The organism is Bacteroidota bacterium (assembly GCA_039111535.1).
GTDB lineage: Bacteria > Bacteroidota > Rhodothermia > Rhodothermales > JAHQVL01 > JBCCIM01.
The window spans coordinates 1-20105 of record JBCCIM010000069.1 but is presented as its reverse complement, the minus strand read 5'-3'; the positions used below and the strand labels follow the sequence as shown (position 1 = coordinate 20105).

The following is a 20105-nucleotide window of genomic DNA, read 5'->3' as shown; positions in this document are numbered from 1 at the left end:
AAACGCGCCACCCTTTTCCCAACGCATATCCTGCCATGCCTTCCACGCAATCATCCAGACGCATTTCTGCTGATGTGGTTATCCTCGGCTCCGGCTTCTCAGGCAGCCTGTTGGCCCTGATCCTCAACAAAACGGGCCGTTCTGTGGTGGTGATCGACAAGGCAATACATCCGCGCTTCGCCATCGGCGAGTCTTCTACACCGATTGGCAACATGATCCTGCGGGACCTCGCCAATCAATACCAACTGGATGCCCTCAAGCCACTCGCCATGTACGGCACCTGGGTCGATACGTACCCCGAAATTATGCGCGGTAAAAAACGGGGATTCAGCTATTTTCAACACCAACGGGAAACGGCCTTTCAACCAGGCAACAACCACAGCAATGAACTGCTTGTTACCGCCAGCACAGACAACGTCCGTAGTGACACCCACTGGTTGCGCGCTGATATCGACCACTTTCTGACAAATCAATTGGATACTGCCGGCATTACACTGCTGGACAATACGCTGGTCACAAAAATTGAACAGCACGACAAAGCCATTTTATCGGACGCCTGGCATATTGAGGCGCGCCGGGTTGAAGAACCGCTACACATCACAGGCGCTTTTGTGGTTGATGCAACCGGTCCGGCAGGCCTCATACCGCGAGCGCTGAACCTCTCCAACTTGAGCACATCACTGCAAACCTGCTCTCATGCCATTTTCTCCCACTATGAACATGTACCGTTGTGGCAAGATCTGGTGGCAGAAACCGGCGCGAAGACCAGCGACTATCCTTATAGCTGTGACGATGCTGCCGTCCATCATTGCATTGAACAGGGCTGGCTCTGGATGCTGCGCTTCGACAACCACCGCGTAAGCGCAGGCTTTGCGCTTGACGGCAACCGGTACCGCATGAATTACTCCGTATCACCGGATGCAGCGTGGCAAACACTGCTCGATCAATACCCGAGCCTTAAACACCTGTTTGCTAGCTCGACACTAGCTGATTCGCCAGGTAAACGCTACCGCACAGGGCAGTTGCAGCGGCTTTGGGGGCAGGCAGCCGGCGCCAACTGGGTGCTCTTGCCGCATACAGCCGGCTTCATCGATCCGCTCCACAGCACGGGCATTGCCCATACCCTCTCTGGAGTTGAGCGGGTGGCAAACCTGCTGACAGACCACTGGCAACAACCGGCACTGTATCCCGCCTTGCTACAATACAGCGATGCCGTCATCCGAGAGCTGCAAACCGTTGACTTGCTTGTTGCCGGCTGTTATCCGTGTTTTGGCAGATTTGAACTACTCAGCGTGTATACGATGCTGTATTTTGCTGCTGCGATTACCTACGAAGAGCGGCGTACGGAAGCTTATAAAGCAGGTACTCCGTTTAACCATGACTTCCTCTGCGTCGATGAAACGCAGCTAGTCAAGACGGTAGAAGAGGGCTACAAAGCGGTCCTGGGTGCCCTAGACAACACCCAGCAAGCGCACAGTTTCCGGGACACCATGGTTAACCTTATTGCACCATACAATACCGCGGGGCTGCTTCACCCGAGGATTCACAACATGTACGAATACACCGCTACTGATCTCTAGGGCAGCTTAACCAAACGCATTCCGGAGCAAATCAAGGCTACGTGGAATAGCCGTGGCACCATCTTCTGTCCCTTCAAATTCAAGCGACACATAGCCCTGGTAGTTGTGTGCTTTCATGATGCCGGCGATCCGGTCGTAGTCCAAATCGAGTGAGTACCACTTCCCGCCACCATAATAAGTTTTGGCCTGCATCAGGATGGTCTGGCCGGCCAACATATCCAGCCGATCATAGGGGTCTTCGAGAAAATTGCCTGTATCCAGGGTAACCTGCAACCACGGAGAATTGATTGCATCAACAATCCGCTGCACGCCTTCCGCTGTACGACCAAGGCCCCAATGATTTTCAAGGCCCAGTACAACACCACATTCTTTCGCGCGCTCAACGCAAGCGCCAATTGCATCAATCACCCATTCAAACCCATCTTCGTCGGTGTACCCTTCAAGCGGTGGCTCAATGCCGCGATTCGCCATGAGCGCATCAAACGAGGCTGATGTGCCCCAACGGCCTGTGTTAATCCGCATGGTGGGAATCCCCATTTTGTAGGCCAGCTCAATCTGGTGATTCGTTTTGTCGATGTTTTCCTGGCGCTTGGCTGCATCCGGATATACAAAGCCCTGGTGTGTGGAAAACCCGCACAGATCAAGTCCGAGTGAAAACGCCCGCCGCTTCAGATTCTGCAGGTAACTGTTGTCTTCAGACGTCATCTGTACGTGGAGGATTTCCACCCCATCAAAACCCATGGCGGCTGCCTGATCGATACAAGATTCGATGCTGTATTCCTCCTTGGGGCCATTAAATCGCCAGAAAGAATAGGTAGAGACGCCAATGCGCGTACGCCGCGCCGGCTGTGATACTAACGATTGGGAAGCAACCACGCGGGGCAACCCGGTAGCAGCCGCAGTAACAGTTGCAGCAGCAGTTGCTGCCTTTTTCAAGAACGAACGGCGCGCATTTGTCATGGCATTCTTCGCGGATACCGCGCTATTGGTGGGAAGGTACCTGAATATCGGACATAGACAGAAGAATATCGAATGTCTGCCTGAACAGAAGCAGCGAACAAATCCACAAACACGACGATGTGCAGCTTAAGCTTCTCAGCGGCCGGCCGATATATCAAATGCAGTTTATACCCCTTCCCCACCTGCGTACAAAACCACTGTATATATTATGGCACAACATCAGCTGATGCTCCTTGTCCTGTCTGTCATTGTTGTCGGCGTTTCACTGATTCTGGGAATCACGACGTATACTGAGGACAAAAAGAAATTTGAGCGAGATACGGCAAATACTGCCCTTGTTGATCTGGCCGGCAAAGCCATTGCCTATCGGCGTACACCGGAATCTATGGATGGCGGCACAAAGGCCGACGGCAGCAGCTCTTTCGAAGGCTTCACGATGGACGCTATCGGCTCAAAAAAACGAACCGGCGAAGGCGGTGGCTACGACCTCCTCGGAGACGGCTCCTGCTTCACCGGTCACCCGACGCCCGACGGACAAGAATTCAGGGCGGCATGGTATCCTAAAGGGGACTGCGAAACGAGCAATAACATCGTACTCCGGATGACCATCACAGGCAGCGACCTGAACAGCGTAACCATAGAAAATGGCGGATACGCACAGACCTGGTTTGAAACGGAGTAAGGCAGGTTTTTGACGAAATCAAGCTGTTGAAATCAGCTAAATCAGGCGAATAAGGTTATTCGGCGTAACAATCATTCCATCTGTGCTTCTTACTTTTACCCGCATCCGGGAAAAGTAAATCCCGGAAAGCCCCCTCGGAATTGTTACGCCACCTATGAACAACCTCAAAATAACCTTCTTCACCTTTCTGGCAGTATTTGTTGCCATTCTGCTGATTGGTGCAACTGTAGCGCCTTACGCGCTGCAGCATGCAGAATCGCTTTACCTGGAAGTTCAGGCTGATGCCAATGCGCGGTATGCCCGCACCATGGCCAACTTTGTAAGAGGCCGGCTGGCGGCTGGCGTTGACCCTGACACTGTCATTTCAGAATTCCAGGAAGCTACCGCCGGCTCTCAGGTAGAAACTGGCTACGTATGCCTCATCAACCAGGATGGCGTTCGCTACCTGAGCCATCCCGCGGAAGAGTTTAACGGCATGCCCGTGAAACCACAGGCACTGTTCGATCCTAACTTTTCCGGTGAAGGCCAAACACGCTGGCGCGAGCACCTCGAACGGGGCGAAAGTAACACGGGCTTGCTGCATCTTGGTCCGAACATGCCCATTGAGGTGGTGCACTTCAACGCCCTGCCTGAACTGCAGTGGACCGTCTCTTCACACGAAAACACAGCCCGTATTCAAAACCAGGTTGAACTGGTAAAATCGTGGCTAACCGTCGCTTCTATCCTTTTTGGGCTGGTCATTGCCATTCCTGCAACCATTGCCGCACGCAGGGTTAACGCACACTACGCATTACAGCAACAACGCCAGTTTGAGCTCGAACAGGCCTTGCTACAGGGTGAACACGACCGCAAAGCCAAAGAGTTGGCAGAAGCACGGGACCTGCAGTTATCCATGCTGCCTAAAACACCGCCTACCCTCGATGATGCCTCTGTTGCCTTCTACATGAATCCGGCCACAGAAGTCGGTGGCGACTACTACGACTATCAGGTAACTGAAGATGGCACCCTTACCCTCGCTATTGGTGATGCAACAGGACACGGCCTCCAGGCAAATACGCTGGTTACCGCAACAAAAAGCCTGTTTGCAAGCCTCGGCCATCAGGCAGACTTGATTGAAATCATCCGCAAAGCCTCTGCTACCATTCGACGTATTGGGCTTCCCAAGGTGTACATGGCCTTTGCCCTTGCTCGTATCAACGGCTCTACCCTCGAAGTTGTTGGTGCAGGCATGCCGGAAGCCTTGCTTTACCGGGCTGCAGACAAGCAGGTAACCCCTATTGCCCTCAAAGGCATGCCCCTCGGCGGCATCACTTCTTTTGCCTATCAAAAAACAACCGTGGAGCTTGCACCGGGCGACACCCTGTTGCTCATGAGTGATGGATTCCCCGAGCAATTCAATCAACACCGCGAAATGCGCGGCTACGAATTTGCAGCCGACTTTTTCTTAAATCAGTGCCCCAACACACCTGAAACGATCATCGAAAGGTTTACTGCTGCCCTTGCCACGTGGCGCGCAACGCAACCACAAACAGATGACGTCACGTTTGTTATCTACCAGCGCAAACAGCCTGGTGCTGTTTAACAACTTGAAATCAACCACCAGCAAGGCCCTATCCATCAGACAAATCAGGTGCCTGTTTTTCAGTCAACACAAGGTGCTTCGACAAACCCTGTAAAACACGCCTTGGCCTTAAAAAACCTGCTTTTCTTCCGTTTGTGATTCTTTTTTAGCGCGATGTTAAACTTTTGTAACACTCGTTAAGCCATTGTGAGGTACGCAGGAAAGGCAGCCCCTAGTTTATTCTCGAACCAACCATCAGCCTGCTTAGCAGCTGACCGACCACTAACCAACGTTCGAGGTACACTCACATGGCAACGGCAACTTTGATTCCCCGCGTACCTACCAGGACCCCGAAGTCTACGCCGGCCAGAGACAAGGCTGTGCTTGCCGGCGACAAACAGGCGTTTGAGCAACTCGTGCACGAAGAAAGCCCGCGCCTGTACCGCATGATATATCAGATTGTCAACAATGCTGACGAAGCCCGCAATGTGTTGCAGGAAACGTTCATGCAGAGTTACATCCGCCTCGAGACCTTCCGTGGGGATGCCAAACTTTCAACATGGATCTATGCCATTGGCCTGAACCTCGCCCGCGCTGCACGGCGCAAAGCAGCCCGTGTGCGCGTGCTTGAACACGAAGAGTTTGAGCACCTGAACCCACAGTTTATGTCGGGCCGGCATGCCGGCAACTACCGAGAATGGAATGGTGAACAGCGGCTACAGACGGAAGAACGCAAGCGCTTGCTCTACGAAGCAATCCAGCGGCTGCCAGAACAACATCGCACCATTGTAAACCTGAAAGACATCAATGGCTGGGCAACAGAAGACGTTGCCCGTTTGATGAACATCAGCAATGGCGCCGTCCGCGTGCGGTTGCATCGCGCAAGGCAAGCCCTCCGCGCCCTGCTCGCACCCTATTTCAGCGGCGCATTAACCTCGTAACTTTTCCGTTAGTTATGAAATAACGGGATACGCTGTAACGTGTCCCGTTATTACTTTACCATATGTACAGCTCGTTTTTCCAAAACCCCACAACATAAATGAAACCGTCTCCTGCTGTTTTGCTTGTCTTGTTTGTTCTGCCGGCCCTGCTGGTTGGCTGCATCGGGACAGATTTCCTGGAAGAAAATGCAAACATCGTTGAGCCCCGGATTGAAATAATGCCGGAAGTATCAGCCGTAGAAATTGGCCAGGATCTCAGCTTTCAGGCTGCGTACTACGACAGCACTGATGCCCCTGTAAATGCGACCTTCACCTGGCAAAGCTCAGACACCGGTATTGCATCGGTAAGCCCCACGGGTGATGTAACGGGTATAGCGATGGGACAAGTTCGAATTACTGCATCTGCCTTTGGCATATCGAGTGAACAGGCGCTTCTTACAGTTGTGGGTGATCCCAACCAGGTGGCTTTTGTCGAGGTTATGCCGACAGACACCTCCGTCACGGTCCGCGAATCTATGCAGTTCTCCGCGGTGGCCCTCAACGCCGCCCGAACCCAACTCGACAATCGCGAAATTACCTGGCAACTCAGCAGCGATACCCTGGCAACCATTGATGCCACTGGCCTGGTTACCACCACAAGCCCGGGTACGGTACAGGTATCTGCCGCTGCAGAAGGCATTCAGAGTGCACCGATCACCCTCGAAATTTTTGCAGCCAGCCGCGAAGGCACGTTCCGCGCAGCACCCAACACCTCGTATACGGTGAAAGGTAAAGCCATCCTCGAACAGGTATCCGGCGGTGGCTTGCAATTGCGATTTGATGAAGACTTCCAGAGCAGCAATGGCCCGGACCTTAACGTCTATTTGTCGTCCGAATCCAGCATCAATGCAAACAGCCTACTACTCGGCCAATTGATGAATACACGAGGTACGCAGACCTACACGTTACCGCCTTTTGTTGAGATGAATGACTTCGACCACGTTGTTATCCACTGCCTCCCGTTCAACGTCACTTTTGGCTCCGCCCCACTCCGATAGCGTAGCCTCCCGAAATTTCAACCTGACCTGACCGCCATGCAAACGCGCGCGATAAGTTTATTCCTGATTCTTGCTGCCTTTATTTCGCTTGCCCCAAGCGCAGAAGCCGGCCCCTGGCCCAAGAAACGTAAAACAGCTTTCTACAAGCTCGGCTTCGGCTTTCTACAAGCCAACCGCTTCTACGAGCCAGACGGACGCATTATTTCGATTCCAACGTTGTCTGATTACACGGTCAGCTTCTACGGAGAATATGGAATAACAGACCGGATCACAGCAATAGCCTACATCCCTTTTGTTCAGCGGCTCACCCTGAACCGCCAACTCGGTACCGAAACCGGGTTTGTGTTTTTCGAAGGCGCGGAGCAAACCAGCCTGGCTGACTTTGATATTGGCGCACGGTTTGGCCTTTTCCAAAAAGGAAATACGGTGGTTAGTGCAGGACTCATGCTAGGCATTCCTACCGGCAACACAACGCAACCAAACGGCTTGTTTACCGGGGATGGAGAATTTAACCAGCACATCTCGCTTGGTATCGGCCACTCTTTTTATCCTGCGCCGGCCTATGTATCAGCAGAAGTAGGCTTCAATAATCGCTCAAGCGGGTTTTCGGATGAATTCAGGTTCGCTGCTGAAGCCGGCTACACCGTTGCCAGCAAACTCACATTCAGCTTGAAATTACGGGGTGTCGAACCTTTGCGCAATGGTGATGACGCCGTGACAGGTGGCACGGGCGGACTGTACGCCAACAACCAGCGGTACCTGGCATACGGCGGCGAGTTGTCGTATAAGTTCACGCAAAAACTGGGGCTTTCTTTTTCGGTGGAGGGCGCTACGCGCGGCCAGAATATTCTTTCAGCGCCGGCCTATCAGACCGGGCTATTTCTGGATATGTAATTGCACGCTAAAGGTGCGCAAGCTCGTCGTATCCTTTGATGACGAGGTGGGCGCCGGCGTCCATCAGGGCATCCGGGGCAAAAGAAGTGGTGATGCCAACCACCGTACAACCGGCTGCTGCGGCTGAGCGCACGCCATTGAAGGAATCTTCGATTACGACGCAGTCTTGCGGGTCCAACTGCAGCCGGCTGGTTGTCTCCAGATACGGTTCAGGATCAGGTTTGGGGTTGTTGATGTCGTCTGATGTGATGACGACTTCAAAAAATGAATGCAGATTAAATTTGGAAAAGGCAAGCTCTTTATTCCTGCGCGATGCAGACGTCGTCAGCGCTAGCCTGTAGCTTTCATTTATACGATTGATAAAAGAAACCACCCCATAGATGGGTTGCAGTTCATCGATGAGTGAGGCGTACGTTAATCGCTTCTGTTGCAGCAATTCTTCTACGTCTACATTCAGGTTGTTCTCAGCTACAAGGTATTCCAGGATCGTGCGATCCGTGCTGCCTTTAAAATCAGCAAAGACGGCATCCTCAATTTCGAGGTTGTGTTGTGCCAGCACAAGCCGGCTCGATCGTTCGTGGAGTGGCTCTGAGTCGATCACAACCCCATCCATATCAAAAATTACAGCTTTCTTTTGCTTGAGCAGCGCAGCATCCATCATAATTCAGCTTTTGTGATCTGATTGGGTAAAGTGCTTCGGGCGTAAAGGGAAGTGAGAAGAATGACAACGTTGCGCTAAAAAACGTTGCGCTAACAAATTGCCAGTACAAAAAATTATTACCGCAAGATCGTAATCACAGCATGTATTAATTGTTAGGAAAACTTTAAGAATGCGCCTCCAGCTGGGCGGGTTGTAAACGAAACGGCAAAACTGATCCCGACCACGGCAAGCAACAAGCCTGTATAGAGCGCCCATCCTGCGTTAAGAAAAATGAGTCCCGGCAGATAGGCGCCGGCAGCGCCTCCCAAATAATAAATAGAGACATACAGGCTGTTCACCGAACCGGCGTATGGGCCAGCGTAGGTATTGAGTAGCGAGACCATACAGGCATGCTGCAGAAAAAAACCGCTGGTTACCAGGGTGATGGCAATGAAAATGGCAACGATGGACGGCAAGAGTCCGATCAGCAGTCCGATACACACCATTCCCATGCCAAGCCAGATTGCCTGCACCGTCCCGCCGGCAAAATCAGCGATGCGCGGTGCATTGATGCTGACAAAAAATCCTGCGATAAAGCCGAGATAGAACAACGAGATAATCGAAGCCCCGAGGGTCTCATCCAGTTGCTCAAGCCGGAAAGGCGCAAAATTGAGTACTGCAGTTGGACAAAAGAAAGCCAGCATAATCACTACGTATTGCCGGCGAACATAGCGATCCCCAAAGACCTTCCAGAGCGATACGGGTTTACGGGTTACGCCAGCACTGACTGGCGGAGCCTTCAGATCTTTTGCCCGGAGCGCACAATACACAAAAAGGAGCCCAAGCCCTGCAAAAAAGTATTGCCAGTTGAAATGTTCAGCAATCATACCGGCGGTGATCCGCCCCCCCAATCCGCCAAGCACAGATGCGCCAACGTAATAGGCCATTACTTCCCGCATATTGGTGGCCACCTGGGCAATGTAGGTCATGGTTGAAGCAAGCAACCCGGCAATCAGCCCCCCTTGCGCGAAGCGCACAACCTTCATAAACATGATGTGATCGATAGCGGCGAAGGCAACCGTGGTGACAGCGAGCCCAATCAGGCAACCGATGTATACCTTCTTTGTCCCCAAACGCATGAGCAAATACCCCACGCCAAGCGGGCCAATGCTCATCGCGAGTAAGCTCCACGAGACAAGGGTAGCAGCGTCAGCTTCAGAGACGGCTAACAAACGTGCAAAAAAGGGCAACAAAGGTTGCGGACTATAAAGTGCAGCCAGGCCTAGAAATGTACTCAGTAAGATGGTGCGCAGTGAGGGTCCGGCCATACAAGGGGCATATCCGGCCGGCTCCAACGTGCATTGAACCCTGCCTTTTTTGCTGCCAGTATACTGGAACGCCGCTAAACAACCAACCTACCGCGCCAGCACCAGTGCCTGCGTACGCACGTCTTGGCCTGCAACCATCCGGTAAAAGTACATCCCGTTGGGCAGATCTTCAGCCTCAACCGTTGCGGTGTAACTGCCCGGTGATAACACGCCATCTTGTAATACACGCACTTCCCTGCCCAGCGCATCAAAGAGCTGTAAACTGACGTGTTGCGTCTCTGCAATGGCATAGGGAATGGTGGCCCGGGTTGTGAAGGGCGATGGATAAGCCTGTTTCAACTGAATCCCCGATGTGGCTACCCCGGGGTCTTCCGTGCTGGTTATCACATTGCCCGTACCGGATATAATTTCGACTTCAGCCAGGACCAGCATGCCGGCGCCAATTTTCTGAATCCGCACATAGCGCCCCGTTGTGCTCAGGTCAATCGACTCAAAGAGATCAACCGAACTAATCAACTGCGACGCTACATCCTGAGCGTTTAACGTTTCAGATAGCGACGTAGAAGCAAACGGTACGTCAGAAATAAAAATAAAGAAATTGGACAGATCTTCGGTGCAACAGTCTGATCTGTTCCAGACAGCGATTTCCGAGATGTTGTACACTGCACCAAGATCAGCTTCCCACCAGGCTTCCTGTTCTATTTGAGTATCTGTAAACGAGGCATTCTCCAGGGTACCATCCGTATTCCCATCACAGGCTTTGCCCGCATTGGCAAAAGGAGAACCCACCGACGACTGGGTAACCTGCGCTGCTGTCATCCGGCAGAGGTTCAGGCCCTGCAAGGGTTCTGCAAACGTCAACGTAAAATCAACGGGACCTTGTAGAATTGTACCATCAGTAAAAAACACTTTAACCGGACCACTGGTGGTATTCGGAGGTACGGTGACCCGCATTTCCTGGTCGGTTACGATATCGAAAACAGCGCCAACACCGCCGGCAAACTCAATAGCTTCAACCTCCAAAAATCCCGTGCCGGCAATCCGAATTACAGCAGCAGCTTCTGCACGACTGGGGATAATTTCATCAACCGCTGCGGATGCTATCACCCGAAACACTTCTGGCGTAGTCGCCATGCCGGCAGCATTTCTAACCCGAATCCGGCCTGTGTTTGAGTTTTGAGGTACCGTAGCAACAATCTGTGACTCACTAACAATTTCTACCTCTTTCGATGACCAACCTCCAAACGAAACGTCGAGGATGTTCACAAAATTCTGTCCCGTAATTTCTACGGAAGTACCACGGGGCCCTTCCCCCGGGGAGAAGGAAAAGATTTGTGGGACCTTCAACACTTCAAACGCTTTTGCGCTACGCCCAAATCCACCAGGCGTGAGTACAGAGATTTCACCGCTGGTTGCCCCTTCGGGAACGGTTGCCTTGATGGTTTGGTCATCCTCGACCTCAAACGAAGCCGGCAATCCGTTAAAGTACACTTGTTGGGCGCCAGTAAAGTAGTTGCCCAATATGGTTACTGAACCACCAACCGGCCCGATCTCTGGTGAAAACGATAAGATCTCAGGTGTTTGTACTACAGGATTTAAAATCACAACACCAACCTGTTCGGTTGAGTGCCGGCGCTCTTCGTCGCCTACCTGGTCTTCATCGACTACCAATTGTACGTCATCGTCGTCGAACCAGTCATCTGCCCACAAAACAGACCAACTGCCATTAAAGCCATCCATGGCCGCCTGAGAAAGCAATACAAAGCCTTCATCCTCCATGTTGTGCGGATAGTTGTACGGTGGATTATCCTCCATGCCCTGGGTAAGGTCTGCACCAAGGAAAGCCTGCAGGTTGTAGCCGTTGGTTTGCCCAATGCCCGTCTCGAAAACTATATATCCAATGGATTCAGCATTGCGCACAACCTCTGGGTCCTCTCCAACATGTTTACCCATTGCGAGTGAAGCAGCCGTCGGTGGCGAAGAAATCACAAGCCCCTGGGAAAAGAAAACCGACCAGCGTTCGTCGTTATACGACATCACTTGCCCGAGGACTACCGGGCTGTTGTAGGGTTGGGCATAGCCAACGGGTGTTGCAAGCCAGGATGCAGCGTGCGCGGTGATGTCAGACGTGAACTGCCCGGCCTCCATTTGTACACCATCTTCAGCAGCTGTATAGACGCCGGCTTCGACAACCATGTAATGGACCGCGTAGTCTTCCAGTTGTGCACCAGATGGATTTTGCACCCGTACTTCAAAGCTATTCCCCGCTGCATTGCGGATACGGGTAACAGCCGGCGCATCATCTTCGGTATAGGCTACGGTGGCAACAACAACCATCTCTGCATAATCAAACGGCAGGGTTACTGTTTGCCAGGAACTGCTCACGTTTTCGAGGTATCCGGCCACCAGTTGGGGGCCTGGCATAGCAGTACGCGCAGGCCCATCAGCGTAAATGCCAACGGGTAATCCAAAGCACCAAAGGAGTAGTGCGATGAGCAACGAATGTCTGCCAGGAAGCTTCATGGACGCGCAGCATACTCCCGATGCGCGCTGTATGAAAGCGCCGGCAAGGCAGGAGCAAAATGCTGTAGATTTGTGTGCAGTTGAACGATACGTGTAATTGATACGAGCGTGCGCCTGAAATTACGGAGTAAAGCGCAGCCACGAGACCCGGATTTGGCGCATATGGTGTGTAGGAATGGCGCAATGGCGCACAACCTTTAGCTTGAGTCGGGTAGCGAGAAAAGCGGAGGGAATGCTACGTGCAGGATAGGATAAAAGGCGGTAGCATAAAAAAGTGACGCAGCGCATTGGCGGTCCCCTTGCCGGTATCAATATGGGAGACTGCAGCTATAGTTTGATGTGTACCCTGAACTCTATGGCTACTCCCAATAGAATGAGACATGAGCGATACGGCCTGAGGACCGCCAGTGCGCTGAAAACGCCATCCGACTTGGCTTAATTTCCCGGGACACATCACTTCCGCGGGCAACACCAGCCGGCTGGTTATTAGCCAGCAGGTTTGTTAACCGGCTGACTTTTTAAGCTGTTCGTCACACTCGTTTTCGCGCCCGGATTCGCACTGGAAAGAAACTCAGGGCATTTTTTTAGGGATTGCTTTATTTAGATAAACAAAGCGAAGTCGGAGCAATGTTTGTATGAATTACTGGCAGCATTGCACAGCAAAGCCTACAAAAGCCCATAGCAAAGCCGGCCTGCACAGAAGTGTTAGCTTGCACAGGCCCCTTTACACACGTTTATATGCATCAACCGATCGGGAAATGCCTTAGATCGCTTCGATGCGGGCGAGGGCATTGTCGTAGTCGCCCAGGTGCTTTTCGTCGATAAATTCGCGTAGCATCATGAAGTGGTCGTGCGTCACTTCACGCTCAACCTGTTCATCCAACCATTCCCTTTCTAACAAAGGGAGCAACGTGACGTCGTATTCTGCTTCAAAAAAACGCAATAACTGTAAGGCAGCAGGTTCAGATGATCCCCCCTGAAACCCCGCATCTTGTAAAAAACGGATAATCTTTTCGTTCATAGCTGCTTTGTCCAAATACGTCCAAACATTCTCTTTTTTCGTTATCGGTTCATCACGAATAATGCTAAAGAATAAACCCGCAGCCCAGGCATCCTGCGATGATTTTAGGGTACACACGTCGGAAGTAACCAACTACCGCCTTTCCAAGGATTCCTCCGTGAAAAAAACATCTCAACGCCTGTTAGCAGGGCTGCTATTTCTGATAGCCCTGTCCTTTGCACCCGCCACTGCCTGGTCCCAGGATCCCTGGCCAATGTTTCGGCAGAACGTTTTCCATACAGGCTATACCAACTTCACTGGTCCGCTTGCACCCGATATTGCCTGGCAATACAACACAACCGGCTTTACCTATTCATCGCCGGTTATCACCAGCACGCGGGTATACATCGCTTCAGAAAATGAACTTGTAGCGCTCGACCTGGATGGCGAGGAGCTCTGGTCTTTCACGTTCAACAACCTGGACGCTCCGCCAGCCGTGGAGATTTCCGGTATCGTTTCAACGCCGGCCGTAGGCACCAACGGGACCGTTTACATCGGTTCGCTCGACAACAACCTTTACGCCCTCAACCCCAATGGCACCCTGCAATGGTCGTTAGACACTGGCGACCAGGTCTTCAGCTCTCCTACCATTAGCCCGGATGGCACCATTTTTATTGGCTCACGCTCCGGCAACGTATTCGCCGTCAATCCCGACGGTAGCGTTCGGTGGGTGGCAGCAACGCAGGGCGAGATTCTGTCTTCCGTTGCTGTAGGCCCTGATGGATCCGTCTATGTGGGGGCAACTGACAACCGGCTTTATGGATTAAACGGCGCCAACGGTGCCACGCTGTGGCCGCCGTTTACCACGCAAGGTGAGATTGTCTCTTCACCAGCCATTGGCAACGGCAATGTCTACGTGGGGTCGCTAGACAACAATGTGTATGCGGTTGATACGGAAACCGGACGTGCAGCCTGGGCCGCACCTTTCCCAACGGCAGCTGAAATTGTCTCCTCGCCCGCTATCGGGCAAGACGGCACCGTCTACATTGGCTCTTTTGATCGCCGGTTTTATGCCATCAACGGTCAAACCGGCACAGCAAAATGGCAAAGTCCGTTTATCACGCAATCCCTGATCGCAGCTTCCCCGGCGATAGACGGGTTTGGCAACATCTATATCACGTCGCTTGACGGCTCGCTTTATGTACTGAGCGATGCAACCAGTCGGTTTAATTTGCTCTGGAGCTTTCCTACGGGAAATCCGATTTGGTCTTCTCCATCCATTGGCACCAACAGCAGGGTGTACATTGCAGCGACCGGTTCGCTCAGCGAGCCCGGCCGGTTGTTTGCCATCGGACAGGCCAATTACAGCATTACCTTTGCCACCCAATTACTCGCCGGCCAGGATGCCCCCTTCAGTGTATCTGTGACGGGTGCCCCGATTCCCGCAAGTGGCTCCCTGTTTTACAGGCCAGCCGGCGCAGCAGGGTTTTCTGAACTCGGATTTAACGGCAATGCCATTATCCCCGGCACAGCCATTACGGGCGCCGGCTTCGAATACTATATCTCGGGAAACGAAGGCACCTTCCCTGCTGAATCCCCGCAAAACAATCCGGCTTCAAAACCAGTATTTATCAACAGTGATAGCGCCCCGGATCATTTTCTGCCCCGGATCCATCGCATGATCTCTGTACCCTACGATTTGACAAACAAGTCCATACTCGATGTGCTCGAAGATGACTTTCAGGCCTATGGACCACAAACCTGGCGCCTGCATCGCTGGAATGGCAACGGCTACGAAGAATATCCTGATTTGAACGATCCGGTTGAACCCGGTGCAGCCTTTTTCCTTGTTACATCAAGCGGCGATCCGTTTACGGTTTCCTCTGGCTGGTCTATCGACACGTCACAGCCTTATGCCATTGACCTGAAACCGGGCTGGAACCAGATTGGCAACCCATTTGGATTCCCGGTCCCCTGGAATCGCGTCATCCGTAACACTGCAGCCGTAAACGCCATTGCTTTCTTTGATGGCAGCCAGATGGTGCAGCAGCCAGACGATCTAACCATCCTCATGCCATGGGAAGGATACTTTGTCCATAACGCATCTGACGAAGTTATTACCATACTCATTCGCCCGGAAGCTGTGCAAATCGAAACCGAGTTGCCAGTAGATGAGGCTGAAAAAGGAAGCCCTGCAGCCATGCGTATGCAGCTCACAGCTGCTATTCCCTCATTCGGCTATACGGATTCCCAAAACTGGATCGGGTTTGACGCTGCACCAGCCGAAAGCAGTATGTTGGAGGCCCCGCCTTTTGGCGAGCACGTGCGCCTGTCGTTGCTGGACAACAATGAAAAGTATGCTATCCACTTCCAGCCCCACGCGGAAGCCGGCGCCAGATGGCCGCTGATGCTGACAACGTCTGACGCTGATGTGGTACAAAACAATCTGCCGGTTACCCTCTCTATTGTGCCACAGCAAGGCGCCGGCAATGCGCCCGAAATGGTACTGATCGACGAAGACTACGGCTATGCACGTACCTTTTCGAATAACGAAGTAAGTGTAGATTGGGGGGACAACCTGACGGAACGGCGGTTTACGCTCGTAACGGGCACCGCTGATTATCTTGCATCTGTGTTGTCTGATGTACCCGTTGCTCCGACAACTTCACGCCTCGACCAGAACTATCCAAACCCGTTTAACCATACAACCAGCATTGGTTATCAGTTGGACCAGCGAGCAGCGGTTTCGCTAACGGTTTACAACCTGCTGGGCCAGGAAGTCCATCACCTGGTTGAAGAAGTCAAAAATCCCGGCCAGCACATGGTCCACTGGGATGGCACCGACTTATCGGGTCAGCGTGTACCGAGCGGCATGTATATGTACAGGATACAGGCTGGCGCGTTTTCTGCTACGGGTAAAATGGCGCTTGTTCGATAATATTCTTTTGATATATTTTTTCCTTTTCTGATTTTATTCTACGCTATGAAGAGATCAGCCTGGTTGGCGATACTTTGTCTTTTTCTTGCAGTGCCGGCCCACGCCCAGGACCTGAATGAAACCCTCAGTCAAGTTGGCGAAGCCTATGCGCGCGCCTACGTGAGTCCCCTTGCCGAAGCCCTTGGCGCAGACCTGAACACGGGGCTGTTTCACACCGCCGGCGTAAGCAGGAAGGTATTTGGCATCAACGTGTATGTTGGCGTCAAGGCGTCTGCAGCACTGCTGAACAACTCGCATAAAACATTCAACCTGCAATACACGGGCTCCGTCCCGCTGGATGTTGAATTTGCCGGCCAGACGCTCACGCTCGACGTGCCGGCCACCTTCACCGTAGAAAATGCCCCAAGCATTTTTGGCGCCACAGAAGAGGGCCAGGCGTTTGTCTCAGTCGATCATGATACAACCATTTCTACCCTCGGCCTGACCCTACCCGTTTCTTTTGACTCCACCCTGACGCCTCAGAATACCATTGGTGGTGTTATAGAAACCACCGTAGCCCCCTTTGTTGTCCCACAAATAGGTCTCGGCACAGTCTTCGGCACCGACATCATGATTCGCTGGTTGCCCCAGCTTTCAATCAATGAAGTGGGTGCATTGGAGCTGTTTGGCTTTGGCGTACGGCACAACCTGAACCAATACCTGCCCAAGTTGCCCGTAGATGTATCCATCCAGGCAGCCTGGCAAAACATCCGCGCAGAAGATGAAGCCGGCAGCGAAGTTATGGACGCGCGTACCTTCGCCGTTAACCTGGCGGTGAGTAAACGGATCGGGGTCCTCACGGTATACGGCGGCCTGCAAACGGAGAGATCGGATGTGAGCTTTAGCTATGTATTTGATGTGGATGACGTCGACCCGGACCTCGACGTGGACCCGATTGATGTCAACTTCACCCTTCGCCATACGGGCCAAACCCGTGGGATTTTCGGCTTTGGCCTGAAGCTCGGCCCGGTTGTCTGGAATGCAGATGTGAGTACGGGTCAGTTTACGGTTGTATCAGCCGGCTTCGGCTTCGCTTTTTAGGGAGCAGTACTGGATAGATCGCTGCCGGCCTTTTCTCCTCTGGCTACAGCTTCAAACACTGCCGGCAAATCTCGCCGAAGCAGCCCTTGGGCGCCGGCTCGAAACATTTCCCACACACTTAGCAAGAAGGCGCGTGCAATATCTTGCGTGCAATATCTTGCGTGCGATTTCTGCCTTATGTTTATAAGTCAGGAATTATACAGATTTAGTCTGTATATCAGCGAAGCAATTTTGACAAACTCTTGCTTATCAATGACTTGAGCAAAATCAAATCGTCATGATATACCGAATTAGTCGGTATAATAGTAGTTATCCAACCAGAATACATGAACATCAACGAAATGCGAGCGCTGATCCGTCAATGTTCTGCTGACGCACAACTCTTGATCCACGATCTGCACGATCGCGAACCTGGCAACGAGACCTTCTCGCAGGTCGGCCTACTCGACGGCGATCAAATCGTTAAAGAATACCTTGACCACAACGAGTTCGGAATTGCACTCGATCACGTGCTCTACATGGTCCACGAATCGGACATATGTTTCGATCCTCAATCCGTTTTAGCACTTCACGCACTTGCCGAGAAACTGAAAATTGACAACCATTACACGGCTGCCAATCTGGCGTCACTCGGTGTCACCTCCGCATTCAATGTCCCAAACCCTCGCTAGCCGGACTGCGGAATGACATGGCGTGCGGATAACCATGGCATGCACCGGAGTCGGGCTTGTGAGCGTTTTTGCATTGGACAATCAACCTTCCCGACCCGGTGATGCCGGTCGTTATGTGCACTCTTTTAATCCAATTATTGAATCCATTGGCCTTGAAAATCGAGTTATGAGCAATCACTCTGGGCCAAAAGAATATCTGGTTGCTGCTCGGTCGTTTGATACTTCAGCAGATGAGCTAGCCGAGCTATCTCGATCAGAATATACTTTTGTACGCGTAGCAGTGGCGGGAAATCTAAAGACGAAGCCTGAAATACTTCACTTAATGATTCCAGATAAAATTGAGATTGAAAGTTATCCTAGTCAGGAAATTGCGCTTCAAATAGCATTGAATGTCAATTCTTCACGAGATACGCTGAAATTACTCGGTGAAAAGCTATTACCTTGCTTAAAGGTAGGCAGAGGGGCTTATGATGCTTTTCGTACAGGAGTCGTACTATGCTGCAATTCGCTGGTACCAATTCAAACGATCGAGCGAATGCTCAAACCGGAGAATGCATCAAGACAGTTTCGTAAGGTAGTTGCACGTGAGTCTAGGCGAGAGGATGTTTTATATCTCCTGTTAATTGACCAAAGTGAGAAGGTGCGCAAGCGAGCAGAGACTACATTAAGGGCAATAAAAGGAAGTAAACCTTGAGCAGGCAAAATGACTGTAGGCCTGCACCAGAATAATTCCAATTTGATAGCCAGAGAGCATGAAACACTTGATATAAAGGCTGGAGTGGTGCACATAACAAGGGCATCAACGGCCGACCAAATGCGGGGGTTGCCTGGGATTGCGCTATTCTTTGTATCTTGAGTTGGCCCCGCTTTCGGCAGGTTATGCCCGAGCCGTTATACAGCTAATTCGAAAATCAATTCTCAACTAATGGATTTTTTACCAGTCCTCTCCTCTGTAAACTTAAGGGGCGACGATCTTGTTTTGCGCATAGATATCGATAGCGCCGGTAAGCAAGGACACGACGCTAAAGCGCAGATCTTAGAGCTTCTTAATTGCCCTTCTCCAACAGAGTCGTACAAAGCTATAAAAAACTACGTATCAGAACTTGTTGAGTATGAGTTGTTTGAAGATGAAGTAGAATTTTCATTCGATTATGGATGGCGAGAAGTCACCGTGCCGTGCTCTTCATGGAGCTTAAAGGATTCAGCTCTGAACAAAGACGATCTAATTGTCAGAAGTCAGTCGCTGTCGAAAAATTTAGAATCCTACGCGAGAAAATATCATGCTGTTGATCGCGACTATTCTCGGTTGAGAGCAAAGCTAAGACGTGATGCAGAAAAGGAAATTGAAAGTGCTAAACGTAAAATTGACTTTTTTAAAGACACTCATCCTTCAAAGGCAGAATCGATCCAGAAACTAGTAGCCTTCTGTAGAAAAGTACTTAAATCCCTGGAGAGTCCTTTACTTTAAATAAATTACTACGCTGCATAACAAGGTGCAGCAGCCGACTTTGGGCGTGCAGCTTTGCGCCTTGCTCTGCAAGACAGTGTCTTGCAGCTGAGCGCCACCGCCCTGCCCCCAGCCTTAACGGCTGAGCGCCAAGCCGTTATACCTCACCAATAATCTTACAGGAGTTAATGACCCGAAAGCAACCGTTTGATCAGAAACGTGCAGAAGCTTATGACGAACGAATCAGACGTTTAGCCCCTGGGTACGATGTTCTTCATGATCTCATTGCTTCTTTGCTGAAGCGCACCCTTATTAAACCGAATGCAAAAATCCTAATCATTGGAGCAGGTACCGGAGCCGAGATTATCAAGCTGAGCCAAGTTGAACCAGAATGGTCCTTCACAGCAGTTGACCCCTCAGAAGAAATGCTCACCCGTTGCAGTGCAAACATCAGCCAAGCGGGGTTAAGCCAGCGAGCCAACTTCGTCTGCAGTAGAATTGAGGAGCTTTCGAACAAAACATTTTATGATGCAGCAACCTCTATTTTTGTCGCACATTTTATTACTGAGCAAGCGCATAAGCGCCAGTTTTTCAGAGCTATAGCAGACCTACTTTGTCCACAAGCTCCTTTTGTCTTTGCTGACTTGTATCGTACAACGAGTGAATTTGACTTTCTTACTTCCATATGGCAAACGCATTTTGCGCGGTTGGGAACGCCGAGAGAAGAAGCTGAACACACATTCGCTAAGATTGACAAAGACATCAGCTTTGTTGATGAACAAACGCTTCAGGAAACATTGGCAGGTGTAGGCTTTGCTCCCAT

Annotated in this window: 18 protein-coding genes; 13 read left to right on the top strand and 5 right to left on the bottom strand. The window is 51.5% G+C overall.

Features of this window, described 5'->3' with window-relative positions; genetic code table 11:
• Positions 1–35: 35 nt before the first annotated feature.
• Positions 36–1580, top strand: coding sequence for a tryptophan 7-halogenase (locus tag AAF564_12355; protein MEM8486335.1), 1545 nt, complete (start codon positions 36–38; stop codon positions 1578–1580).
• A 6-nt stretch (positions 1581–1586) separates the two neighbouring features.
• Here the strand turns inward: AAF564_12355 and AAF564_12350 are convergent, their stop codons facing one another.
• A complete protein-coding gene (locus tag AAF564_12350; GenBank protein ID MEM8486334.1) occupies positions 1587–2540 on the bottom strand; it encodes a sugar phosphate isomerase/epimerase family protein in 954 nt (317 codons plus the stop codon).
• A gap of 208 nt (positions 2541–2748) precedes the next feature.
• On the opposite strand from AAF564_12350, the gene AAF564_12345 reads away from it, so the two are divergent.
• The 5 genes from AAF564_12345 to AAF564_12325 all read left to right on the top strand — a co-directional run bounded on the left by AAF564_12345 (position 2749) and on the right by AAF564_12325 (position 7655).
• Positions 2749–3222 carry a hypothetical protein gene (locus AAF564_12345; GenBank protein MEM8486333.1) on the top strand — a complete coding sequence of 158 codons (474 nt, stop codon included), beginning with the start codon at positions 2749–2751 and terminating at the stop codon, positions 3220–3222.
• A 154-nt stretch (positions 3223–3376) separates the two neighbouring features.
• Positions 3377–4804, top strand: a complete 1428-nt coding sequence (locus AAF564_12340; GenBank protein MEM8486332.1) for a SpoIIE family protein phosphatase — start codon at positions 3377–3379, stop codon at positions 4802–4804.
• Positions 4805–5091: 287 nt separating this feature from the next.
• Positions 5092–5724 carry a sigma-70 family RNA polymerase sigma factor gene (locus AAF564_12335; GenBank protein MEM8486331.1) on the top strand — a complete coding sequence of 211 codons (633 nt, stop codon included), beginning with the start codon at positions 5092–5094 and terminating at the stop codon, positions 5722–5724.
• 98 nt (positions 5725–5822) lie between these two features.
• Complete coding sequence (locus tag AAF564_12330; protein MEM8486330.1) at positions 5823–6761, top strand: DM13 domain-containing protein; 939 nt, start codon at positions 5823–5825, stop codon at positions 6759–6761.
• Between the two features lie 36 nt (positions 6762–6797).
• The gene (locus AAF564_12325) at positions 6798–7655 is read left to right on the top strand and encodes a transporter (GenBank protein ID MEM8486329.1); all 858 of its coding nucleotides are present in this window, start codon (positions 6798–6800) and stop codon (positions 7653–7655) included.
• Between the two features lie 7 nt (positions 7656–7662).
• Here AAF564_12325 and AAF564_12320 read toward each other — a convergent pair whose 3' ends face one another.
• From AAF564_12320 to AAF564_12310, 3 genes are all read right to left on the bottom strand, one after another.
• The gene (locus tag AAF564_12320; protein ID MEM8486328.1) at positions 7663–8316 is read right to left on the bottom strand and encodes an HAD family phosphatase; all 654 of its coding nucleotides are present in this window, start codon (positions 8314–8316) and stop codon (positions 7663–7665) included.
• A 152-nt stretch (positions 8317–8468) separates the two neighbouring features.
• Positions 8469–9623 carry an MFS transporter gene (locus AAF564_12315; GenBank protein ID MEM8486327.1) on the bottom strand — a complete coding sequence of 385 codons (1155 nt, stop codon included), beginning with the start codon at positions 9621–9623 and terminating at the stop codon, positions 8469–8471.
• A gap of 87 nt (positions 9624–9710) precedes the next feature.
• Positions 9711–12047, bottom strand: coding sequence for an IPT/TIG domain-containing protein (locus tag AAF564_12310; GenBank protein ID MEM8486326.1), 2337 nt, complete (start codon positions 12045–12047; stop codon positions 9711–9713).
• A 67-nt stretch (positions 12048–12114) separates the two neighbouring features.
• On the opposite strand from AAF564_12310, the gene AAF564_12305 reads away from it, so the two are divergent.
• Complete coding sequence (locus tag AAF564_12305) at positions 12115–12243, top strand: hypothetical protein (protein MEM8486325.1); 129 nt, start codon at positions 12115–12117, stop codon at positions 12241–12243.
• 666 nt (positions 12244–12909) lie between these two features.
• Here the strand turns inward: AAF564_12305 and AAF564_12300 are convergent.
• Positions 12910–13167 (bottom strand): hypothetical protein, encoded by a 258-nt coding sequence (locus AAF564_12300; GenBank protein MEM8486324.1) that lies wholly within the window; start codon positions 13165–13167, stop codon positions 12910–12912.
• Positions 13168–13420: 253 nt separating this feature from the next.
• Here AAF564_12300 and AAF564_12295 point away from each other — a divergent pair, with 253 nt between their 5' ends.
• The 6 genes from AAF564_12295 to AAF564_12270 form a co-directional block, all read left to right on the top strand.
• Positions 13421–16084 (top strand): PQQ-binding-like beta-propeller repeat protein, encoded by a 2664-nt coding sequence (locus tag AAF564_12295; protein MEM8486323.1) that lies wholly within the window; start codon positions 13421–13423, stop codon positions 16082–16084.
• A gap of 45 nt (positions 16085–16129) precedes the next feature.
• Entirely contained in the window at positions 16130–17164 is a 1035-nt protein-coding gene (locus AAF564_12290; GenBank protein MEM8486322.1) for a DUF6588 family protein, read from the top strand.
• A gap of 326 nt (positions 17165–17490) precedes the next feature.
• Entirely contained in the window at positions 17491–17835 is a 345-nt protein-coding gene (locus AAF564_12285) for a hypothetical protein (protein MEM8486321.1), read from the top strand.
• Positions 17836–17893: 58 nt separating this feature from the next.
• Positions 17894–18529 (top strand): hypothetical protein, encoded by a 636-nt coding sequence (locus AAF564_12280; protein MEM8486320.1) that lies wholly within the window; start codon positions 17894–17896, stop codon positions 18527–18529.
• Between the two features lie 231 nt (positions 18530–18760).
• The gene (locus tag AAF564_12275) at positions 18761–19303 is read left to right on the top strand and encodes a hypothetical protein (GenBank protein ID MEM8486319.1); all 543 of its coding nucleotides are present in this window, start codon (positions 18761–18763) and stop codon (positions 19301–19303) included.
• A 167-nt stretch (positions 19304–19470) separates the two neighbouring features.
• A partial coding sequence (locus AAF564_12270) for a class I SAM-dependent methyltransferase (protein MEM8486318.1) occupies positions 19471–20105 on the top strand: 635 nt, incomplete at its 3' end.